The 19527-nt window shown below is 42.9% G+C and carries 10 protein-coding genes and 1 pseudogene; 3 read left to right on the top strand and 8 right to left on the bottom strand.

Features of this window, described 5'->3' with window-relative positions; all coding sequences use genetic code 11:
• Window positions 1-47: 47 nt before the first annotated feature.
• Window positions 48-692 carry a MurR/RpiR family transcriptional regulator gene (locus tag LQZ07_RS14275; protein ID WP_152784617.1) on the top strand — a complete coding sequence of 215 codons (645 nt, stop codon included), beginning with the start codon at window positions 48-50 and terminating at the stop codon, window positions 690-692.
• 110 nt (window positions 693-802) lie between these two features.
• On the opposite strand, the gene LQZ07_RS14280 is transcribed toward LQZ07_RS14275, so the two are convergent.
• From LQZ07_RS14280 to LQZ07_RS14295, 4 genes are all read right to left on the bottom strand, one after another.
• The gene (locus LQZ07_RS14280; RefSeq protein ID WP_152784615.1) at window positions 803-1546 is read right to left on the bottom strand and encodes an oligogalacturonate-specific porin KdgM family protein; all 744 of its coding nucleotides are present in this window, start codon (window positions 1544-1546) and stop codon (window positions 803-805) included.
• 1307 nt (window positions 1547-2853) lie between these two features.
• Window positions 2854-4320 carry an Ig-like domain-containing protein gene (locus LQZ07_RS14285; protein WP_152784613.1) on the bottom strand — a complete coding sequence of 489 codons (1467 nt, stop codon included), beginning with the start codon at window positions 4318-4320 and terminating at the stop codon, window positions 2854-2856.
• A 165-nt stretch (window positions 4321-4485) separates the two neighbouring features.
• Complete coding sequence (locus LQZ07_RS14290; RefSeq protein WP_152784611.1) at window positions 4486-5331, bottom strand: hypothetical protein; 846 nt, start codon at window positions 5329-5331, stop codon at window positions 4486-4488.
• Window positions 5332-5558: 227 nt separating this feature from the next.
• Window positions 5559-6659, bottom strand: coding sequence for a hypothetical protein (locus LQZ07_RS14295; RefSeq protein ID WP_152784609.1), 1101 nt, complete (start codon window positions 6657-6659; stop codon window positions 5559-5561).
• A gap of 221 nt (window positions 6660-6880) precedes the next feature.
• On the opposite strand from LQZ07_RS14295, the gene LQZ07_RS14300 reads away from it, so the two are divergent.
• Window positions 6881-7105: a DUF2860 family protein gene (locus LQZ07_RS14300; RefSeq protein WP_256471417.1), complete on the top strand. Its 225-nt coding sequence runs from the start codon at window positions 6881-6883 to the stop codon at window positions 7103-7105.
• Between the two features lie 459 nt (window positions 7106-7564).
• On the opposite strand, the gene gltS is transcribed toward LQZ07_RS14300, so the two are convergent.
• The 3 genes from gltS to LQZ07_RS14315 form a co-directional block, all read right to left on the bottom strand.
• Window positions 7565-8764 (bottom strand): sodium/glutamate symporter, encoded by a 1200-nt coding sequence (gene gltS, locus LQZ07_RS14305; RefSeq protein WP_152784607.1) that lies wholly within the window; start codon window positions 8762-8764, stop codon window positions 7565-7567.
• Between the two features lie 1901 nt (window positions 8765-10665).
• Window positions 10666-13077, bottom strand: coding sequence for an Ig-like domain-containing protein (locus tag LQZ07_RS14310; RefSeq protein ID WP_152784605.1), 2412 nt, complete (start codon window positions 13075-13077; stop codon window positions 10666-10668).
• Window positions 13078-13800: 723 nt separating this feature from the next.
• On the bottom strand, window positions 13801-14529 hold the full coding sequence (locus LQZ07_RS14315; RefSeq protein ID WP_152784602.1) for a hypothetical protein: 729 nt from the start codon (window positions 14527-14529) through the stop codon (window positions 13801-13803).
• A gap of 926 nt (window positions 14530-15455) precedes the next feature.
• Here LQZ07_RS14315 and LQZ07_RS14320 point away from each other — a divergent pair.
• Window positions 15456-16547, top strand: a pseudogene (locus LQZ07_RS14320) (IS3 family transposase); the annotation flags it as partial.
• 324 nt (window positions 16548-16871) lie between these two features.
• Here the strand turns inward: LQZ07_RS14320 and LQZ07_RS14325 are convergent.
• Window positions 16872-19241: an Ig-like domain-containing protein gene (locus LQZ07_RS14325; protein ID WP_152784600.1), complete on the bottom strand. Its 2370-nt coding sequence runs from the start codon at window positions 19239-19241 to the stop codon at window positions 16872-16874.
• Window positions 19242-19527: the final 286 nt, after the last annotated feature.

The following is a 19527-nucleotide window of genomic DNA, read 5'->3' on the forward strand; positions in this document are numbered from 1 at the left end:
CATTTTCACGCCTAATATTGATAGTCTTTGATTAATAGCTGAGAACAATGAATACATTTCAAGGTATAGAGCGAGCTATTTATGAATACTTGATTGGGCATGCAAGTGAACTGCATGATATTTCCGCTAAGACCATTGCAAATAAAGCATTAACAACAACTACATCGGTAAACCGCGTTTGCAAAAAGATGGGCTATACAAGTTATACTGAATTACGATACAAATTATCGAATGAGCTCCGCAAAAATGTATCGACACCAGGCTGTCACATTAACCAACACCAAATAATCGAGGTTGCCAGAACATTAATACTTTCCCCTGTGGTGTATTTGTATTCTCGTGGCGCGTCCATTGTGAGCACGAACTACCTGTCTCGATTCTTATCACTGGCTAATATTCCTCACTTAGTAATAACAGACGTTCACCAACTTATCCGTGCCGAACAAGGTACTCTGCTATTGATTAGTAAATCGGGTGAAACCAACGCAGTTATAGAAATGGCACAAAACTCAAAACGTAAAGGGCTCAAGGTACTAGGGGTCAGTCACAGAGGCTCGACACTTGATCAAATTTGTCACTTAAACGTCGCGTTAGAAGAGCAAGTAGACGGCATATCTTTGTATGGTAGAGAGTCTCAAATTCACTCACTACAAATTATTGACCAACTAGGTAAAGAATTACTCTCCTTTTAATCCCTGCGATTTTTTTACAGCCATCAAATTACAAAAAGAGCAGCGTTTCCAGCTGCTTTTTTATTTTGACACGATATTACGCATAAGAATTATAACTAGAATCAACAAGCTTATAAGTTCATCACAAACCCTAAACGTACTGCATAGTCATTCTCTCGATTACCACTAGAATCCACATTCGTTTCATCGACAGAAACGAGTTCTATGTATGGCGTCCAAGTTTCATCAATCTTGTAGTTAACCATAACAGTGTGCTCCCAATAATCGTCACGACCTGTACCTTGGTCGACACCCTCTTGATAACGGTAACGAGGGTTATACATTAAGCCTATATCACCAAAGCTTTTCGATAGCCAGATATCAAACTGATTAGAAGCACCACGAGTCGTACCGCTACCATCTAAGTATTCTTTGCCATTTGCATCGTTCGACCAGTTGTAACGGTAGCGACCTGTTAAAAACACACCATTCTCAAAACTTGCCCCTAACTTAAAGTAAGGGCGATATTCCGTCCAGTTTGGAGCAGTAACCGTCACCAGACCTGGAGCCCAATACCACTGTTCATTGATTTCAAATTTGTAAGTAGCCTCAAACTCTTGGGCTGCAGCCTTTAGACCGTTTTTGTCTTCATCATTTGAATCATTACCAGCAAAATAACCATCATTATGTATCTGAGCAGCCTCAGCGCTAAAGTAAAACCCAGTATTAAAAGTGTGCATAAATTTGACGCGGCTATCTCGGATATCAGATGTAGTGTTATAACCAAAACGCACATCTAACTTGGTTTCTCCTGCAAAAGTAGGCATTGAAGTAAAAGCAATAAGAGTAGAATACAGCAAGACTTGAGTTTTCATTTTCAACCTTAGTATTTTTTTGAGAGACGAATTTTTACATCGCCTCCAATATAAAACTCAGGAATTCAATGAGTAAAAAGTATTATTATACATTCGATGTATCGCCATTCGACTTGAACATTGATCACATATATAACTATAAACACCTACATTCCATGACTAAGCAAAACAACCTATCTACGAACTTTGTTAAATCTTGTTTCTACACGTTTCCAAGAGTGTCGCTGTTATTTTCAAAAACCGGGCCTTTAAAGCGCGCATTGCGCTGAAGATACAAATACTTAGCTCCTTAGCGATCGTTCTACAACTAAATTCAGCGAGTCTCAACGCAGCTATAGGTTCTGTATTAACTAAAGTGTTTCACCCTTAAATACACCGCATTTTTGGTCAGAAAATGCCCTCAGTTTGCCTCACTCGACATAGATAAGCCAAATTGTTAAGTACCAGCGCAAACTAGTTTTAGTAGCAATTAATTAATAAGGCTTGAGCTATCTGCGGTAAAGACCAATGCTCCTTGTGGAAGAGCAACAACACATCTTTCGACAGAAACAGTTCTACGAGGGAGATTATATACCTTGTATCTCTAACTAAACGTGAAATGTCGTGAACTTAAATGAACAACGTGCTTGGTTCGGATGGTGCGCCAAAAAGCTATATAACTCATGTAACGACCTTAAGGTTAACCACTCTGCAACATTTGCTCGTGTATATCCGATATTTTGCACTTAAATACGCCGACTGTGTTCAATTGTCTATAGAGTAAATGAAACTCTCGTATTAAAAACGTCTGCCTCCTATTAAGTAAGGAGCTGACAAATATCGTCCATGGGTCTAAATAACCTTGTATATCAACTCCAAGTTCAATGTGCAGTTGTTCTAAGCTTTTGTTTTAGTTACTTGACGATCAGACATACCTAGCCTAACCATTTCGTTTAGCACACTGACACTTGCTATTATTTCAACCACATGGACGTTGTAATGACAATGTTCCCTTTGCTTCCCTACGAAACGGCCTGACCACTGTAATTTAACGAGCGGATAGAGATAGAAAAGTTTAATCAAGTTTTAGCAACAGCGCCAAAGAACACGTGCGAATTAACGCTAATCGACAGCATACGTATATACATTCATTATGGTTAAAACATGGTATATAGCCCACACTTGCTGTGAGCTATAAATAGTAAATACTGTTCGAAAAGAATACAGCTCGAATACTTATACAATTTTTAGGACTGGCGAAACCAACTCCTAAGTTTAATTTAAACTTCAGGTGTGAATCGTCAAATCTTTGTGATGTTTTCGATTATTCACTTATCATCTTTGTAAAAATCGAACATAGGGGACCCCTCTTCGAATAATAACTCACAGAGCGGATACATAACACCGTCTGAAGGTTCTATTTGGCTATTGCCTGTTGATAGATGAAAAACATAATCCTCTTTTGGCGGTGGGAGCAGCCAAGGAAATTCTGGCGCCCAGTACCAAAAGCCCACAGACCATTGATTAAAATCCATTTCATCTTTGAACTCAGCGTGCAAGCCCTCCTCTACATAGGAGTATGATGCCACCCTGCCTGATATACTCCCTGCGTAACCAGTTTCGCCTAAAAAGTGGCAAAAGTCTTTTGTGTCTTGTAAATTTAGGCGGACAACATTTTTTCCTGATTCTTCTAAATAACTGTCCTCCACATTAAACTCGTAATCTAAAAATAACATTTCAGATACCGAAAAGACTGGTAATGCACCAACTTTTACACGCCCGTGTTCTTCGTCTTCCTCCTCATGCGTAATAATCATTTGCTCCCAAGCACAGGGGAACCCTTGTTGCGCATCACATTCCCACCCAAACGTTATCTCACGTTCCCTGAAGGTTACGCCACCAAGGTGGCCTTCAATCAAATAACGTCCTGGAACTGTTGATGAAAGACGGAGGACCGACTGACCAGCCCTACTTGTCGGTTCCATTTTGCTCGGCAACGGAGAGGGGAACTCTGGAGTGAAGTCGAAAAGTTTTTCGAAACTTAACTCCACTTCTGCTCCCTCAACCAAATTCCCATGAGTATCTTCAGCCTGAGCCAAAACGTCTATATAATCCTTTCCATCTGGTACAGAAAACTTTTTTCGTACCCAAAATGAGGTTAAATAGGCAGTGCTTAAATCTCCAATAAATTCAAGTTCGACAGATACTGAGGGGGGGACAGGAAGAAAATCAGTTACTGAAGCACGAATACTAACAGTATTTGCTAAGGTTGAGGAAACTCCAAATATTGCGTAACCATCATTATCGGTTACCACTGATGACGGCGCCTCAGCCACTCCATCTAAGTCAATGTGAATAATTACGTCGCTCAAGGGCTTGCCTTCCAGATCACGTAATTCAACTACTACACTGGCGCTTTGGATACCGTCTGCTGGCACAGGTGAGTCGTCTTCTAAATGTATATTAATATCAACACTGCTAACTCCACTTACGCAAGTTAAATATACAGGCACTTTATATGACGTTTCATCTCCCCCCGTAATGGGCATTACAACATATTCACCGTTGTCATTGACCAAGTACTGAGAGCTTGTTGGCCAGTTATAGACGTTTGACGGATCTGCTTCAATCAGTATTTCCATTTCATAGACGGTAGGAACTCTTGCCCAACTATTGCAATAAGCTGCTCCCCCGTTATCAGTAAATCCAGCCATAAGAATAGAGGGAGTATAGCCGTGATCTATCAATATGTTCTGATACTCCACGCCAGCGTTAATAGCCTCTTGTAGGCTCATCGGGGCACTAAACGTATACCCCTCTTGCCTTATATCGCCCCATAACGGCTCGCGGTCTGGGGCAGAAACAAAGACCTCCGCAATGGCGGTGGCGTAGCCACCACGGTGGTCGTGCACGAAATAGCTAACATAGTGGGGGCCTGGTGTTGGAGCGGTGAAAGTAAATTAAGTGTTGTTAGTATTCTGTGGATCTGCAGAGGTGACTGTTGCCGTAATACTATCTACGCCTATGAGTTGTATCTCGCCATTGTCTGGATCGCTTACATAGTCAGCGACATCAATGGTGACCTCGACATTAGTCTCCACACTATCACTAAAGATAAAGTTTTCAGCCACAGGGACGTGGTTCAGTGTGTCGGATACCACTATGTCTAAAGTCCCCAATTTTACATCACCACCGTCAGGGCTTTCAAGCAGATACACTACGCGAGTCAGACCTTCATGGCCGACACTGTATGTGATAGTTGCGGTTTCACTGTCAGCTATCGCTATACCACTACCGAGTACTGTTGTATCTTCATGTAGTGAATACCCTTCGGGGTAATTTTCTTTAAGTGCGCCCGGAATATGAACCACCTCATCACCATCGCCTAGCGCTAATGCTAATGGTATGGGGGGGAGTTGTGCATGTCCCCCACCTTGAGAGGTTAAAACCAGAACATTGGCCTTATCACGACTTGGTGTTTGGCCTGGAGCAGCGAGAGCTTCTACTTCATAGATGTACTCGCACATTACAGGTCCTTGAATATCGGAAGTAAATATTAATCCGTCATTAGAGAGGGAAGGCTCAGAGCAAGAGCCTGAGCCTAATTGCTTTACAGAGAGCACTTCGACTAAGCTAACGTTACCGCCATGTCGAACCCAGGGGCTTAAATCAATGATCGTTGATTGCCCTCCTTGAACAGGAATTAGGCCACTTTGAGCCGAAATTGGAGCTTGATCGATAGGATAAGGGACATCATCGTTACATCCAAACAGAACAAAAACCATCACAAACAGTAGAACTCGCATAACTTCCCCCTCTAAAAATGGCCGAAAATAATACACAACAAAACGTCCCACATGGTATCTCAAGCGTCTCAACACCATTCAAGATATATCCTATTCGGTTAATCATAAGTGCCTAAATGAAAATACCACCGTTTAGGTTAAAGCGTTTGAAATGAACCAAGCTTAGTCAATCCTGAAAGTGAAAGCCGTCAAACCAGTTATTCATCCATATCGCTGCCTTGTCTTTTTTAGATTCGATAACCGATAGTCAGTCGCGCTATGTCAGCATCATTTTCATAACCTTTTTTATCAATCACTCTGGTTAAACTACCACCAATAAACCAACTTTGAGCATTACGCCAATGTGGGTAATAGTTCACCCCAATGGTGACAACTCCCTTCGTGTCGAAAGCACTTGTGTGCTCATACTTGTCTTGGGCAAAGTAAGGTCCCGCACCAAATCGTCCTTCAAGGTGGTTTCCTAGTGGAATAAAGCGCCAGAGTTGAGCGGCAATTCCGCGACGCTCAGTCCACCCACTATCACCACCCTCGTCTAACCAACCTAGTGACACAGCGTAATTATTTGAGAAACGATGAGCACCTTCAGCGCTGTAGCCCACAGTGGTTTCTGGACCGCCATGATTGATTTTAGTATTTGCTAACGACACCCACACTTCATTAATAAATCCGTTCCCACCTTGCTTAACTTGATTACTGCCATTAACGATATCAATACCAAAGCCCACTAAAAAGGAGTTACTGGTTGGCCTATCTGGAATTAGATAATTGTTCCATTGGCCCCGTATGTGGGCACCCGCTCCGATGTAATTAATGGGATATACCAAGGCTACAGTGCTAACTATGCCCAAACCTTTTTCGTTAAGTTCTACACCTTCGGCATTTCTAGTGGTATCAAATGAAAAGTAAGGACCACTACCAAGCTCTAATCTGGCTGCTTTAGTCAACATAGGGGTGTAAACCAATTGGGTAGAAAAACCATCTCGATGGTGGTTGTATGGGTGGCCCTCATTAGCATGCACAAAATCTAAACGGACACTGTCTTTCAAATACTGGCCAAAGCGTACATCAAATGAGCGGTGGTTTTGTTTCTTATCTTCTTTATCCACACCTTCAACGTTGGTGATGCCCGACCCCATGGTTAAAGCAAAATAGCTATTGCGAGGTTCTACTGACTGATAAGTAGATGACTTGTCTTGGGCCACAACACCTGTGCTAACTAAAGCCACTATTAAGGCTAATACTTGTAAACATTTTACGAGTTGCGCTCGTTGCCATGGTGAAAAAAGTGCAGTGCTGTTGATTGCAACCGCTGCAGTGCTGATAGTCATGAAATGGTTCCTAACTCGCTATTACCAGGCCAAACACCTAGCAACTAAATTTCGGGTAGCTTGTTATCCATGACACTGCTGATAGCCAACTTGGCTACCGTCTAAAATCCCTCTCTTAAATTTGCCTCCCCCCCCTTGATTAATTAATGATTATTCTTCAGGTGATTTATTTGATTCATGACTTAGAGAAAGCCAAATTTAGTGTTCCTCAATACCTTTAAATCTATAAGCCAAATAGCAAAGAGGACTTTATTGCTATTCCATTAGGGAGCTTAAGTTGTGACTTGGGACAGCTGCGCAATCAGCACGTTTATTTAGGTACTTCACGTGATGACTTGACCGTGGGTGACTTAGCCTTTGACGTGGGCTACCAGTATGACTTTGTCAATGGAACCCAAACTGACCTAGCATCTCCATTCCCCCGTAAACGTAAAAGTCGACTTTAAAAATACACACGGCATGGACAAACCAAAATTTTAGAAAGCTACGCTTGACTAATAAACAACTCAAAGCTGACCTTGCAGTGGCAAGGAATACCAACAACTACAGTGGGCACTTTCGGCCATTCAATCGCCACCATATTGGCTTTCAAATTCAAACCAACATCTCGTTAACGCAACAGGAAAGTAAGCACAGAGCATTACTTAGCGATCTCTTACTAAGTAATGCTTTTAAGCGTTTTTCTAAAGGAAAAGACTTAGCCCGCAACTCGACTAATTAAGACTGGGATTAAGATAATTGCAATTAACATAGCAGCAGTGAAATTAGTTTGATTCATAGAGACTCCTACCAAAACGAAACCAATTCATTATCCTACGCGAGCATAAACCCGTAAAGAAATAAGAGAAATTCAAATTTGCATCAACAAATCAGCCTCTGTAATTAGAGGCTGATTTACCAAAAGCTTATGCAAATAAACCAATAAGGCCATTAATGATTAGGGCATTGGCTATATCAATAAAGAAACCACACACCAAAGGTACGATAATAAAGGCCTTGTGCGCTGCGCCATGTTGTTGAGTTACCGCTGTCATATTCACAATCGCAGTAGCCGTTGAGCCTAGGGTAATACCGCCGAAACCCGAACTGATGACCGCGGCTTCATAGTCTTTACCCATAAGCTTAAATACGATAAACACAGTGAAGCTTATCGAAAGCACCAGTTGAGCAAACATCACTATGCCGATGAAACCAATAGAACTCACCAACTGCCAAAGCTGCAAGCCCATCAAGGCCATGGTTAAGAACATACCCAAACAGATATCAGAGATAAGGCTTAAACCTTTACTGGCGTTCTCATCCATTTTCTTTTTAAGAACGAGGCTCTTAAAGTTTCCTATGCCGATACCTGCAATCAGGCAAGACACGAATAGTGGGACGTTAAGACCAGCTTCTTGCAGTACTAAATCCAGCATGTAACCTAATATCATACTGATATTCAAAAACAGCCAAGCATACAGGTAACCAAAGTGGTCCAAATGAACAGACTGTTCATGATGAACACCAATATCTAGCTCATCCCCTTCAACAGCTTTTAATTGATTACGATTGATCAAATACTTAGCAATTGGACCACCAATCAAACACGCGGCAATCAAGCCAACGGTATTGCTGGCAATGCCTAACTCTGCAGCCCCCTCTATACCCATTTCTTCAAAGGTAGGCGCCCAAGCCATGGTCGTCCCTACTCCACCAATCAAAGATATTGAGCCAGAAAGCAGGCCAACAATAGGTTCCAGGCCGAACATAGTGGCCACGCCTAAACCAATGCCGTTTTGGAGCACGATGTAGATAACCGCCAAAAGGGTTAGCACCAACAAGGGCTTGCCACCAGAGACGAGCGTTTTAAAATCGGCCTTAAGGCCAATGCCCGCAAAGAAGTACAGCAGCAGGTAGTCACGTAACTCTAGGTCGAATTGCAGTTGAATATTTGCCAAATAGTAAAGCAGCGCTACACCCGTTGCGCAGACAAAACCACCAATCACTGGTTCTGGGATACTGTAATTACGTAACACAGCAAATTTTGCAGTGGCCCATTTACCTACAAATAACAACATAATTGCCAAAGTGAAGGTAAGAAAGCCTTCTATTTCAATAACATTCATTCTTTATTCCTTCCCTTAACGCCGACAAGGCGCTAAATAATAAGGCCCACTCAGCTAACCGCAATGTGCGCCCTACTTTTGTTCATGTCTTATTTTCTAATTGTTCTACCGCTTACTCTGCTGTCTGATCAGCGGCGGGAGAGTTGGCTTAAATACGGAATATCAAAGAACAAAGGTATCACCACTAAAGTAAGCAACGTTGCAAAAAACCAAACAATATAAATACCTGAATGCCAATAAGAAATTACACAACAGATAGTAGGTATTAATGGTGTTACCGACAATTTAGGGCTAGCTATGTCGACAGTCAGTTACACACCCAAAAGTCGGCGACACCTTCTGCACCAAGTATAATAGAAATCTACGAGTTAAAACTAAAACTTAAGCGAATCAAAGATGACAGCCTCATCCTAAAAAAGTAGTCGCTATCTTAATACCAGAAATTAACGAGCAAACCCTCTCCACCAAGAACAACAGCGAGACCACTTTGGGCTACAATAGACGCCACTTCAACAGAGTACCAGTCAACTTCTGCCACTCACCCAAACAACACTAAGAAGGCCACAAGCAATAGAAACACTCGAACTAAAAATAGAGTCATCATAAGTAACAGCCCTTTAAACCCCAAAGTCATACCAATGCGCTACAAAAACCACAGGTGTAAGAACAAAAAAAAGCCGGTACAAAATACCGGCCCAAATAATCACACAATTAACCACTCGCAAAGTAATGATACTCACAAACCTCCACAGACATGTATCCTTTAAGTATCACAACAGGCAACTATTCAGTAGCAACAACCATCTAAGAGACAACGTAAAACATTGAAGATAAGTTTGCTGTTAAAAGTCACCATTCCCCTATCCTCAATGACAAAGCCCAATAAGAGTTAAGAGCCATATGCTTTTAGTGCTCCGTGTCAAAACAATGGCAAGCGCTTCGAAACAGATAGTTATGGTCAAGGAACTTAATTAGTTGGTTTGAGCATGGATACCTATGGGAAAACACGACGATTAAACCTCTTAATAGTTTCCCGCATAATTAAACCATAAAGTGGGACTGATATAATATTGAAGGTGTAAATATGAATGAATTAAGACTGTAGCATTCAACTAGATTTAGCCAACCGTTATAAAGTCCAAGGTATTTGTAGGTCAGCTTTCGATAGTGATACCCCACAGTTATGTTTAAGTGGTCTATGTCGATTCAAATAACTAACTATATATTAAGTCATTACACGTGCAGCCTCGGCGATATTTTTTACATTTAACCCTTAGCATCCACACTATTTTGACGCTACGAACAACTATACTGTTAAAAACGTAGATATCACTTGGTTTAGGGGGCGCTCTCGATTTGGGTACTTATCGGGGTTAGGGTCGTTGGTGCTATCACCCCAGAAGAAAGAGCATATAGCTTGGGGTACAGAGGCACAACCGAGCCCCTCTGAAAATTCTTTTTTAAATTAAACGAAGTCCGGAGACAGTAATACCCACTTGCCTCGCACTGCTGAAACAATACGTCAATATTCTTACTATTAAATAAGCTGTATGTGAGCTGGCACAATAGTTCCACTGTTACTGTAAGGTTATATCATAACCATTATTAGGTAGGAAAATTACTAACACAGACCCACCAACATATACATCTGAGCGCCAATAAGAAATTACCCAACAGATGGTAAATATTCGCGACATTGCCTTCAATTTTAATACAAGACTCTATCAAAGACATTGTAACCTCAAAAGTATTGGGCTGCCGCTCAGTTTCGCTGGCAGCTAAATATCATCCTTCGTAGCACCTACGATTTAGATACCAACACTCTCAATTAATTACCGCTAAATATAGTCGTGCTCTGACAGCCCAGAATGTCAGAACACTTATGTGAATACAAGCCTGGCTCATTTAGCCTTGGGCATGTCTCCATCAATACAACTCAAAAACTGATGACTGTCTTCATCGTTCAAATGCCAATCACCAACATTGTCACCCTCCAACAAGTATGAGTTTGAAGCCGGCATGTACGCATCGTAGGTCCAGTAAAAACTGTCTTCGTCGGCAATCCACCGGTGATTGAATTTGTGCTGCTCATACCTATAATTCCACTGCAGCTTCCTCGCCTCCTCGATGTCAGGGACCTTCCAACTACGACTGCCAAGATAATTGACACTATTTAAAGCTTCACAATATTTATGTGTATAGCCATTACTCATTGTTACTTTAACAGCACCTGCTGCAGAACTAGATTGATACTCAATTCCTAGACGGTCGGCTTCTTTGTAATGCAGAGGAGGCAAAGTCTCTACCCATATAAAGACTGCAAAATCCCCCGCACACCCTTCCCCTCTGCCATCCAAAAAACGGCAGAAGAAAGTTGTAGTGGCCTCCAGATCAGTTGAACCTAAAGATGCAGTAATATCCACACCCCCCCCCCTGAATTCTTCAGAGGAATACAGGGTCACGTCCCCCCTCCCTTTACCAGCAGCCCCCGACGCCACAGAATAAGGCCCGTTACCGGAACCTGAGTAATGCATATCCACATCCACTCCCTCCACTGGATTTCCATAAGCATCGACCACCTCAACCTCAAACGTGTTTACCATAACACCATCTGCAGAAGCCTCGTCCTCTATAATTTCAAGCCCTGCCAACTCGGCGGTTGATTTATCACCAATGAATTCAACAACAACCGACACTGACTCTGGGTCGGATTCACCCTCTGCTAATGATGCAGTTATTTTGACATCGTTAGCAACGGTTGAGCGAAGCTCAAACGTTGCTTGTCCATTTTCATTGCTGACGACTGATGAAGGAGCATCGGCCTCACCTTCTTGCTCGATATTAATGACGACACCCGGTACAACTCTGCCAGCGATATCGCTCACCTGAATTCTGACCCGAGTTCTTGCAACTCCGTCTGCAACGACAGTTGAACCATCTACGGTATAGATATTCAACCGAAGGATGCCAACACCGGTTACACAGGTTAAGTATGCAGGGGACACATAGGGAGCTACCCGGCCATCCATAGACATGGTCTGAATTAAATTATTCTTTAATACGAGGTAATGCGCGCCAGCTGGCCAGTTATGGACTATTGATGGATCAGTTTCAACTAATTCATTCATTTCGGACTCTGTGGGAATTCTTGCAAAGCTATTGCAATAATTCTCTCCGCCTACATCGCTGAACGCAGCCATAAGCACATAAGGGGTGTAGTCTTTTTCGACCCAAAAATTCTGAAAATCCACCTCCCCTTCAAGTGCGCCCCGCACTGTCATTGGGGCGCTAAATGTTAAGCCTTGCACTTCAATATCCCCCCACAAAGGCTCATGCTCCGCGGGGAACACGTGAACCTCGACAATTGCAGTAGCGTAGCCACCATAGTGGTCATGCACTAAATAGCTAACATAGTGGAGACCCGGTGTTGGTGCGATAAAAGAAAACTGTGTGCTGCTGTTTTCTGGGTCTACCGAGATGACAGTGGCTGTAATGCTCTCCACTCCCACGAGCTGGACCACCTTGTCATCGGGGCCCACATACTCAGACACATCTATAACAACCTCCACATCAACTTCCACCCCTTCATCAACGACAAAGTTATCAGCGACAGGTGCGTGATTGAGAGTATCAGACACGGCAATATCCAAAGTCCCTAGCTTGACACTACCTCCGTCCGGACTTTCTAGTATATACACCACCCGAGTATACCCTTCATCATCAATGGTGTAGGTGATATTTCCAGCTTCCTCATCTGCTACTGCAATACCACTTCCCAATACAGTGGTATCTTCATGTAACGAATATCCTTCGGGGTAATTTTCATCAAGCGCTTCTTCGATATTCACGACTTCATCATCATCACCTATGGACAAAGCCAGCGAAATTGGAGGCAGCTGAGCCCCACCTTCAGAGGTAACAACCAGCAGATTGGCATCGTCACGACTCGGAATCTGTCCCGGCGCAGCAACACTTTCAACTTGGTAGCTGTACTCACACATCACTGCCCCCTCGATACGCGAGACGAAAGTGAGACCGTCAGACAAAACTGGCTGACCACATTCTCCAGAGCCCGATTGATTCACAGGAGTTACACCAATAAGTTTGGCACCATCTCCATGCTGAACCCAAGGACTTAAATCGATGAGCGAGTCCTCACCCCCTAGGACAGTAACAAGACCACTTTGGGCTACAATAGGAACCACATCAACTGGATGCGTATCAACATCTTCCACACACCCAAACAACATCAATGAGGCAAAAAGCAATATGAACACACGAACTAAAAATAAAGAAACCATAAATAAACGCACTAAAAATACCAGACTAAATAATTAAACTACCAACCACTTACAAATATATACTCCCCCCCCCCTCAACATGTATCCACTAAGTATCACAAGGGGCAACTTTTCAGCTGTAACGACCACCTAAGGGACAACGTAAAACATTGAGGAGAAGCTTGCACTTATGAATGAATTAAGACTGTAGCATTCAACTAGATTTAGCCAACCGTTATAAAGTCCAAGGTATTTGTAGGCCAGCTTTCGATAGTGATACCCCACAGTTATGTTTAAGTGGTCTATGTCGATTCAAATAACTAACTATATATTAAGTCATTACACGTGCAGCCTCGGCGATATTTTTTACATTTAACCCTTAGCATCCACACTATTTTGACGCCACGAACAACTATACTGTTAAAAACGTAGATATCACTTGGTTTAGGGGGCGCTCTCGATTTGGGTGCTTATCGGGGTTAGGGTCGTTGGTGCCATCACCCCAGAAGAAAGAGCATATAGCTTGGGGTAAAGAGGCACAACCGAGCCCCTCTGAAAATTCTTTTTTAAATTAAACGAAGTCCGGAGACAGTAATGCCCACTTGCCTCGCACTGCTGAAACAAGACGTCAATATTTTTACTATTAAATAAGCAGTATGTGAGCTGGCACAATAGTTCCACTGTTACTAGAAGGTCATATTATAATCATTATTAGATAGGAAAATTAATTTCAACGTTAATGGTCATTTTCAGCAACTATCTTTTTGATATTTGTCCCCTTTCGGACACTTTGGCACTTGCGATGACAAGCATCAAATCACTAATAAACCCTGATAACCCCTTGGAATGAGACCTAATCATTCCAAGCTCGAACTCAACACCAAAGGGAACAGCGAAGCCTTCTACATTAGCGTACATTGAGCTAGCGTACGTTGGAACATCAGGCACCACCCCGACACGATTAAAAGCTCGAGGGAGACGAGCAATACCGCGACACAAGCTACTAGTCATACTGGTACCAAAACCGCATCTTGGCACCATGTGACAAAACCCCATATTTTTGATTTCGAACTTAGGTTCATCGTTACGACAATCATCAAAGTGAACACCTGAATGAATGCCATTAGCATTTTCACGAACGCCAAATAATGCCTCTAATGCGTTGGCTTTATTCCCATGGCGTTGAACCGCTTTTCTATCTATAATAAAAAGACGACTTCCAATATACAGTTCAAAAACTGGCGCTAATCTAGGGTCACACTTTATAGCCGCTTGCACAATGTAACCAGATTGCATTGTCGTAATGGCAAATAACATACGATTCTTTCCACATATAAACGCAATCAAATCAGCCAACAAACGAGAATCAATTAAATTTACGCAGCCACTACCAGCCTTGGCTACAGTTGACTCTTTTTCATCTTTAAGTCCCAATTCATTATAAGTATGCTCCTTAGTTAACGTCAAATCAAAATCAAATGACACCCAACACAACGCAACTTTTTCACGTAGTCACCTCCCTAAACAATAAAGCAACACAGTGACACAAAAAGAAGCCCCTGTGTATCCGAAACGCATCAACCCAAGCTAATCTCTTGCCTCTTTGTGCAAGGTCATTTTTCAACACCAACTCTATTGCTGCAAAATGACTTATCGAAAGCCCAGCTCTCGAAAACAAACCATTCGAAACTGCTTTCGAACAAAAAAGAGGGACAGTGTAATAAGTACCTATATATTTACGTCAATTCTAATCTCGAAAAATTTCTTCTATTTTCATCCGTTAAGCGTACAACTTGGTAAGTTGCAGCAACCTCGAGGTTCTTGACTAAGCACTTATTACCCAAACAACGTTAAGAATTGTCTTTACGTGATTTACCCTTGGATTTAAAAACTTATAAGTGACGAGGTATGCCCCCCCCCTATTTACACCACGCTAAATATAGAAGCATGCAGCCACTTAATAACACCGCATAAAAGACCACACCCTTAAACCAAATACTGCGGTAGTTATTAGCATAGAAACTGAATATTACTACACAGCAATTGCTATTTTTAATTCGAAGGTGCGTTCATACAAGGTAATGCAACGGCCTTATATTGAGATAGATGCTAGCAAGGACAACTTGCTAAGTTACTCGCCCCCCCTATCAACAAGCACCTCCGACGCGGATTGAACTATACCAACCTCCCCAAAACGTCATTAGAATGTAGTTTTAGATGATGATATGACAGAATAATTGATTCATATGCTTACTACGGCACCCAACAGAGGCTCCATTAATGATGTTTTAGTCAACCAAGGAACAGGTAAGACCTGAGAAACCCCGACACTTTCATGGTAAAAATGTAACTTAACTATAGAAGGTAAAACCATGACCAAAGGCACACGCTACTCAGCGGAATTCTAACAAGAAGCCGTTAACCAAATCACAGTTCACGGCTACCCCGTTGCCGATGTCGCAGAGCGTTTAGGCATAAGCACTAAAGCCTTGTATAACTGGATGCGTACCTACGCAAAACCTCCTAAACGACGCATTCAAGAGCAAGACCTTCAGGCTGAAGTCGCTAAGCTTAAGCGAGAACTTAAACACACACAGCAAGAGAGGGACATATTAAAGGAAGCCGCCGCGCTCTTTGCAAACGAGTCAAAGAACGCTACCCGTTCATAAAATCTCGTAGCAATCAATACCCGTTCGGCTGCTGTGTCGGGCTTTTCAGGTGCACCCTAGGGTTATTATGACTGGCTTAAGCAGCCACTAAGCCAACGAGAAAGTGCAGATAAAAAACACATGGGTCAGATAAAACAGTTCTGGATTGATAGCAGCGGTCATTACGGTTATCGCAATATTCATAAGGATTTACTTGAAGCTCGCATTACCTGTGGCAAAGACCGAGTGCTGCAATTAATGCGTCAAGCAGGGTTAAAAGCACAGCGTGACTATAAGTCACCAAAGGGCTGTTATGGTGGTAAACCAGACATCATTGCAGCCAATACGCTTAATCGTGAAATTGCAGTAGAGGAGCCTAATCAATGGTGGGTTAGCGATATTACTTATATCCATACCCAGGAAGGCTCCTGTTTCTTGCTGTAGTGATGGATTTCCACGCTCGCAACATTATTGGGTGGCCTATAGTTGAACGTATGACAGAAGGCTTGGTGCCTTAACTGCTGCGTATTGGCGGCGAAAGCCGAACAATACGGTGAACCTACATACTGATCAGGGCTCTCAATATTCCAGCCGCAACTTTAGAAAGCTACTGGCTGAATTGGATATAAAACCCATTATGAGCCGTAGGGGAAATTGTTGGGATAACGCAGTGGCAGAAAGTTTCTTTAGTAACTTAAACGCAAAACTAAGTACAAAACGAGAGATGAGGCTAGACAAGCTATTTTCCACTAATTCGAAATGTTCTACAATCCGAAACGTCGATATACTAACAATGACCGAATGTCTCCTGCGGACTTCGAGCAGCGGTATTTTGAGAGCCTAGAAAGTGTCTAGGATTCTCAAGCCTTACCAATCATAACCATTATTAGATAAGAACATTAATAGCAAAGACCCACCAACATATATATCTGAGCCCCAATAAGAAATTACCCAACAGATGGTAAATATTCGAGATATTCCCGACAATTTTAATACAGAAAGACATTACAAACTCAAAATCATTAGGCTGCCGCTCAGTTTCGCTGACAGCTAAATATCATCCTTCGTAGCACCTGCGATTTAGATACCAACACTCTCAATTAATTACCGCTAAATATAGTCGCGCTCTAACAGCCCAGAATACGGAATGTCAGAACACTTACGCGAATATAAGCCTAACTACTTCACAAAACAACTCAGAAGCAACGGAGTGTCCCGGGGGCGATAGTGACCCGTTATGTCAGACAATGTGTGTGTTACTTTCCCCGACCCATGATCGGTATGAGTCCAGTACCTCTGGTCAATCCACTGCTTATCATTAAAAAGGTGACGTTCATGTTCATTAGTATAAGCCCTCCATATGGGCACCCATTCAGAGGAATAAGGACGCCCCCAGGAATCATGACCAAGATAATTGACGTCACGTAAAGCTTTACAATATTTATCTGAATAGACATCCCAAGCAACTTCAACAAGTCCATCAAGTGTATCTTGATACTCAATTTCTAGAAGCTCGGCTTCTTTTACGCTCAGAGGAGGCAAATACGTTCGATTTTCCAAAAAAACCGCACCATCCCCCGCACACCGTTCCCCTCTATCACCAATAAAACGGCAGAGGAAAGTTGTAGTGGCCTCTTCAACATCTGAACCTAAAGATGCAGTAATATCCACAACCCCCCCCCTGAATTCTTCAGAGGAATACAGGGTCACGTCTCCGTTCGCTTTACCAGCATCCCCCGTCGTCAGAATACGAGCCCCCTCCCCCGATGAGTAACTCATTGTCACATCCACCCCCGACACGGGATTATCAAGAGCGTCGATCACCTCAACCTCTAACGTGTTTGCCATAACACCATCAGCAGAGCCTTCGTCCTCTATAATGCTAAGCCTTACTAACTCGGCGGTTGATTTATCACCAATAAATTTAACAACAACAGACACTGACTCAGGATCAGATTCCCCCTCAGCTAATGATGCAGTTATTTTAACATCGTTAGCAACGGTTGAGCGGAGCTCAAACATTCCTTGTCCATTATCATCAGTGGTGACTGATGAAGGGGCGTCGGCCTCACCTTCTTGGTCAATATTAATAACAACACCTGGTAAAGCCAATCCGTCGCTACTTTTCGCCCAAATGCTGATCCGAGTCCTTTGTACTCCGTCTGCAACGACAGTTGAACCATCTACGACTTCGATATCCAACGTAACGAGAGTGGTACCGCTTACACAGGTTAAATATGCAGGGGACACATAGGGAGTTACCCGGCCATCCATAGACATGGTGTTAATTTCATCATTGCTTAATACGAGGTAATGCTCGCCAGCTGGCCATTTATGGACTATTGATGGATCAGTTTCAATTAATTTATTCATTTCGGACTCTGTGGGAATTCTTGCAAAGCTATTGCAATAATTCTCTCCGCCTACATCGCTGAACGCAGCCATAAGCACATAGGGGCTGTAGCCTTTGTCTATCCGAGCATTCTGAAAAACCACCTCCCCTTCAAGTGCGTCCCGCACTGTCATTGGGGCGCTAAATGTTAAGCCTTGCACTTCAATATCCCCCCACAAAGGCTCATGCTCCGCGGGGATCACGTGAACCTCGACAATTGCAGTAGCGTAGCCACCATAGTGGTCATGCACTAAATAGCTAACATAGTGGAGACCTGGTGTTGGTGCGATAAAAGAAAACTGTGTGTTGCTGGTGTTGTCTGGGTCTGCCGAGGTGACAGTGGCTGTAATGCTCTCCACTCCCACGAGCTGGACCACCTGGTCATCGGGGCCCACATGCTCAGACACATCTATAATAACCGCCACATCAACTTCCACCCCTTCATCAACGACAAAGTTATCAGCGACAGGTGGGTGATTGAGAGTATCAGACACGGCAATATCCAAAGTCCCTAGCTTGACACTGCCTCCCTCCGGACTTTCTAGTATATACACCACGCGAGTATACCCTTCATTACCAATGGTGTAGGTGATATTTCCGGTTTCCCCATCTGCTACTGCAATACCACTTCCCAATACAGTGGTATCTTCATGTAACGAATATCCTTCGGGGTAATTTTCATCAAGCGCCTCTTCGATATTCACGACTTCATCATCATCACCTATGGACAAAGCCAACAGAATTGGAGGCAGCTGAGCCCCTTCTTCAGAGGTAACAACCAGCAGATTGGCACCGTCGCGACTCGGAATCTGTCCCGGTGCAGCAAGACTTTCAACTTGGTAGCTGTACTCACACATCACAGCCCCCTCAACGCGCAAGGTGAACGTGAGTCCGTCAGACAAAACAGGCTGACTACATTCTCCTGAGCCCGATTGATTCACAGGAGTTACACCAATAAGCTTGGCTCCGCCTCCATGCTGAACCCAAGGACTTAAATCGATGAGCGAGTCCTCGCCGCCAACAATATTAACAAGACCACTTTGGGCTGCAATAGGGGTCACTTCAACAGGAGAAGTATCAACATCTTCCACACACCCAAACAACATTAATGAGGTGACAAGTAATAAAAACACGCGGACTAACAAAACGCTCATCATAAATAACAACCCTAAAAATCAAACAGCAGAAAAAACAACTGACTGAATCTTTTACTTTAGATTAGCCGCCCACCAAAAATGTACCCTCTATGTATCACGAGAGGGAGGTGACCTCGCTAAAACAATCAATTAGGGTAAGTATGTAGATTTAGGGAAAGAGTCCTAATGAAAACAAGAGTACTAAAATGTCGAAGCTCCTACCATTAACGAGTGAGTGAGTGCTTTATCATGAACAGTGATACTACGTACGCATGCTCAGATTTAAAGTGACTTTACCTTTCGAAAA

The organism is Agarivorans sp. B2Z047 (genome assembly GCF_023373605.1).
GTDB lineage: Bacteria > Pseudomonadota > Gammaproteobacteria > Enterobacterales > Celerinatantimonadaceae > Agarivorans > Agarivorans albus.

What these genes read in the sequence shown, in the direction of transcription:
- LQZ07_RS14275 (WP_152784617.1), top strand. Translation starts at nt 48, where the DNA reads ATGAATACATTTCAAGGTATAGAGCGAGCTATTTATGAATACTTGATT.
- gltS (WP_152784607.1), bottom strand. Translation starts at nt 8,764, where the DNA reads ATGAATGTTATTGAAATAGAAGGCTTTCTTACCTTCACTTTGGCAATT.
- LQZ07_RS14325 (WP_152784600.1), bottom strand. Translation starts at nt 19,241, where the DNA reads ATGATGAGCGTTTTGTTAGTCCGCGTGTTTTTATTACTTGTCACCTCA.
- LQZ07_RS14280 (WP_152784615.1), bottom strand. Translation starts at nt 1,546, where the DNA reads ATGAAAACTCAAGTCTTGCTGTATTCTACTCTTATTGCTTTTACTTCA.
- LQZ07_RS14295 (WP_152784609.1), bottom strand. Translation starts at nt 6,659, where the DNA reads ATGACTATCAGCACTGCAGCGGTTGCAATCAACAGCACTGCACTTTTT.
- LQZ07_RS14285 (WP_152784613.1), bottom strand. Translation starts at nt 4,320, where the DNA reads ATGAGCCTACAAGAGGCTATTAACGCTGGCGTGGAGTATCAGAACATA.
- LQZ07_RS14290 (WP_152784611.1), bottom strand. Translation starts at nt 5,331, where the DNA reads ATGCGAGTTCTACTGTTTGTGATGGTTTTTGTTCTGTTTGGATGTAAC.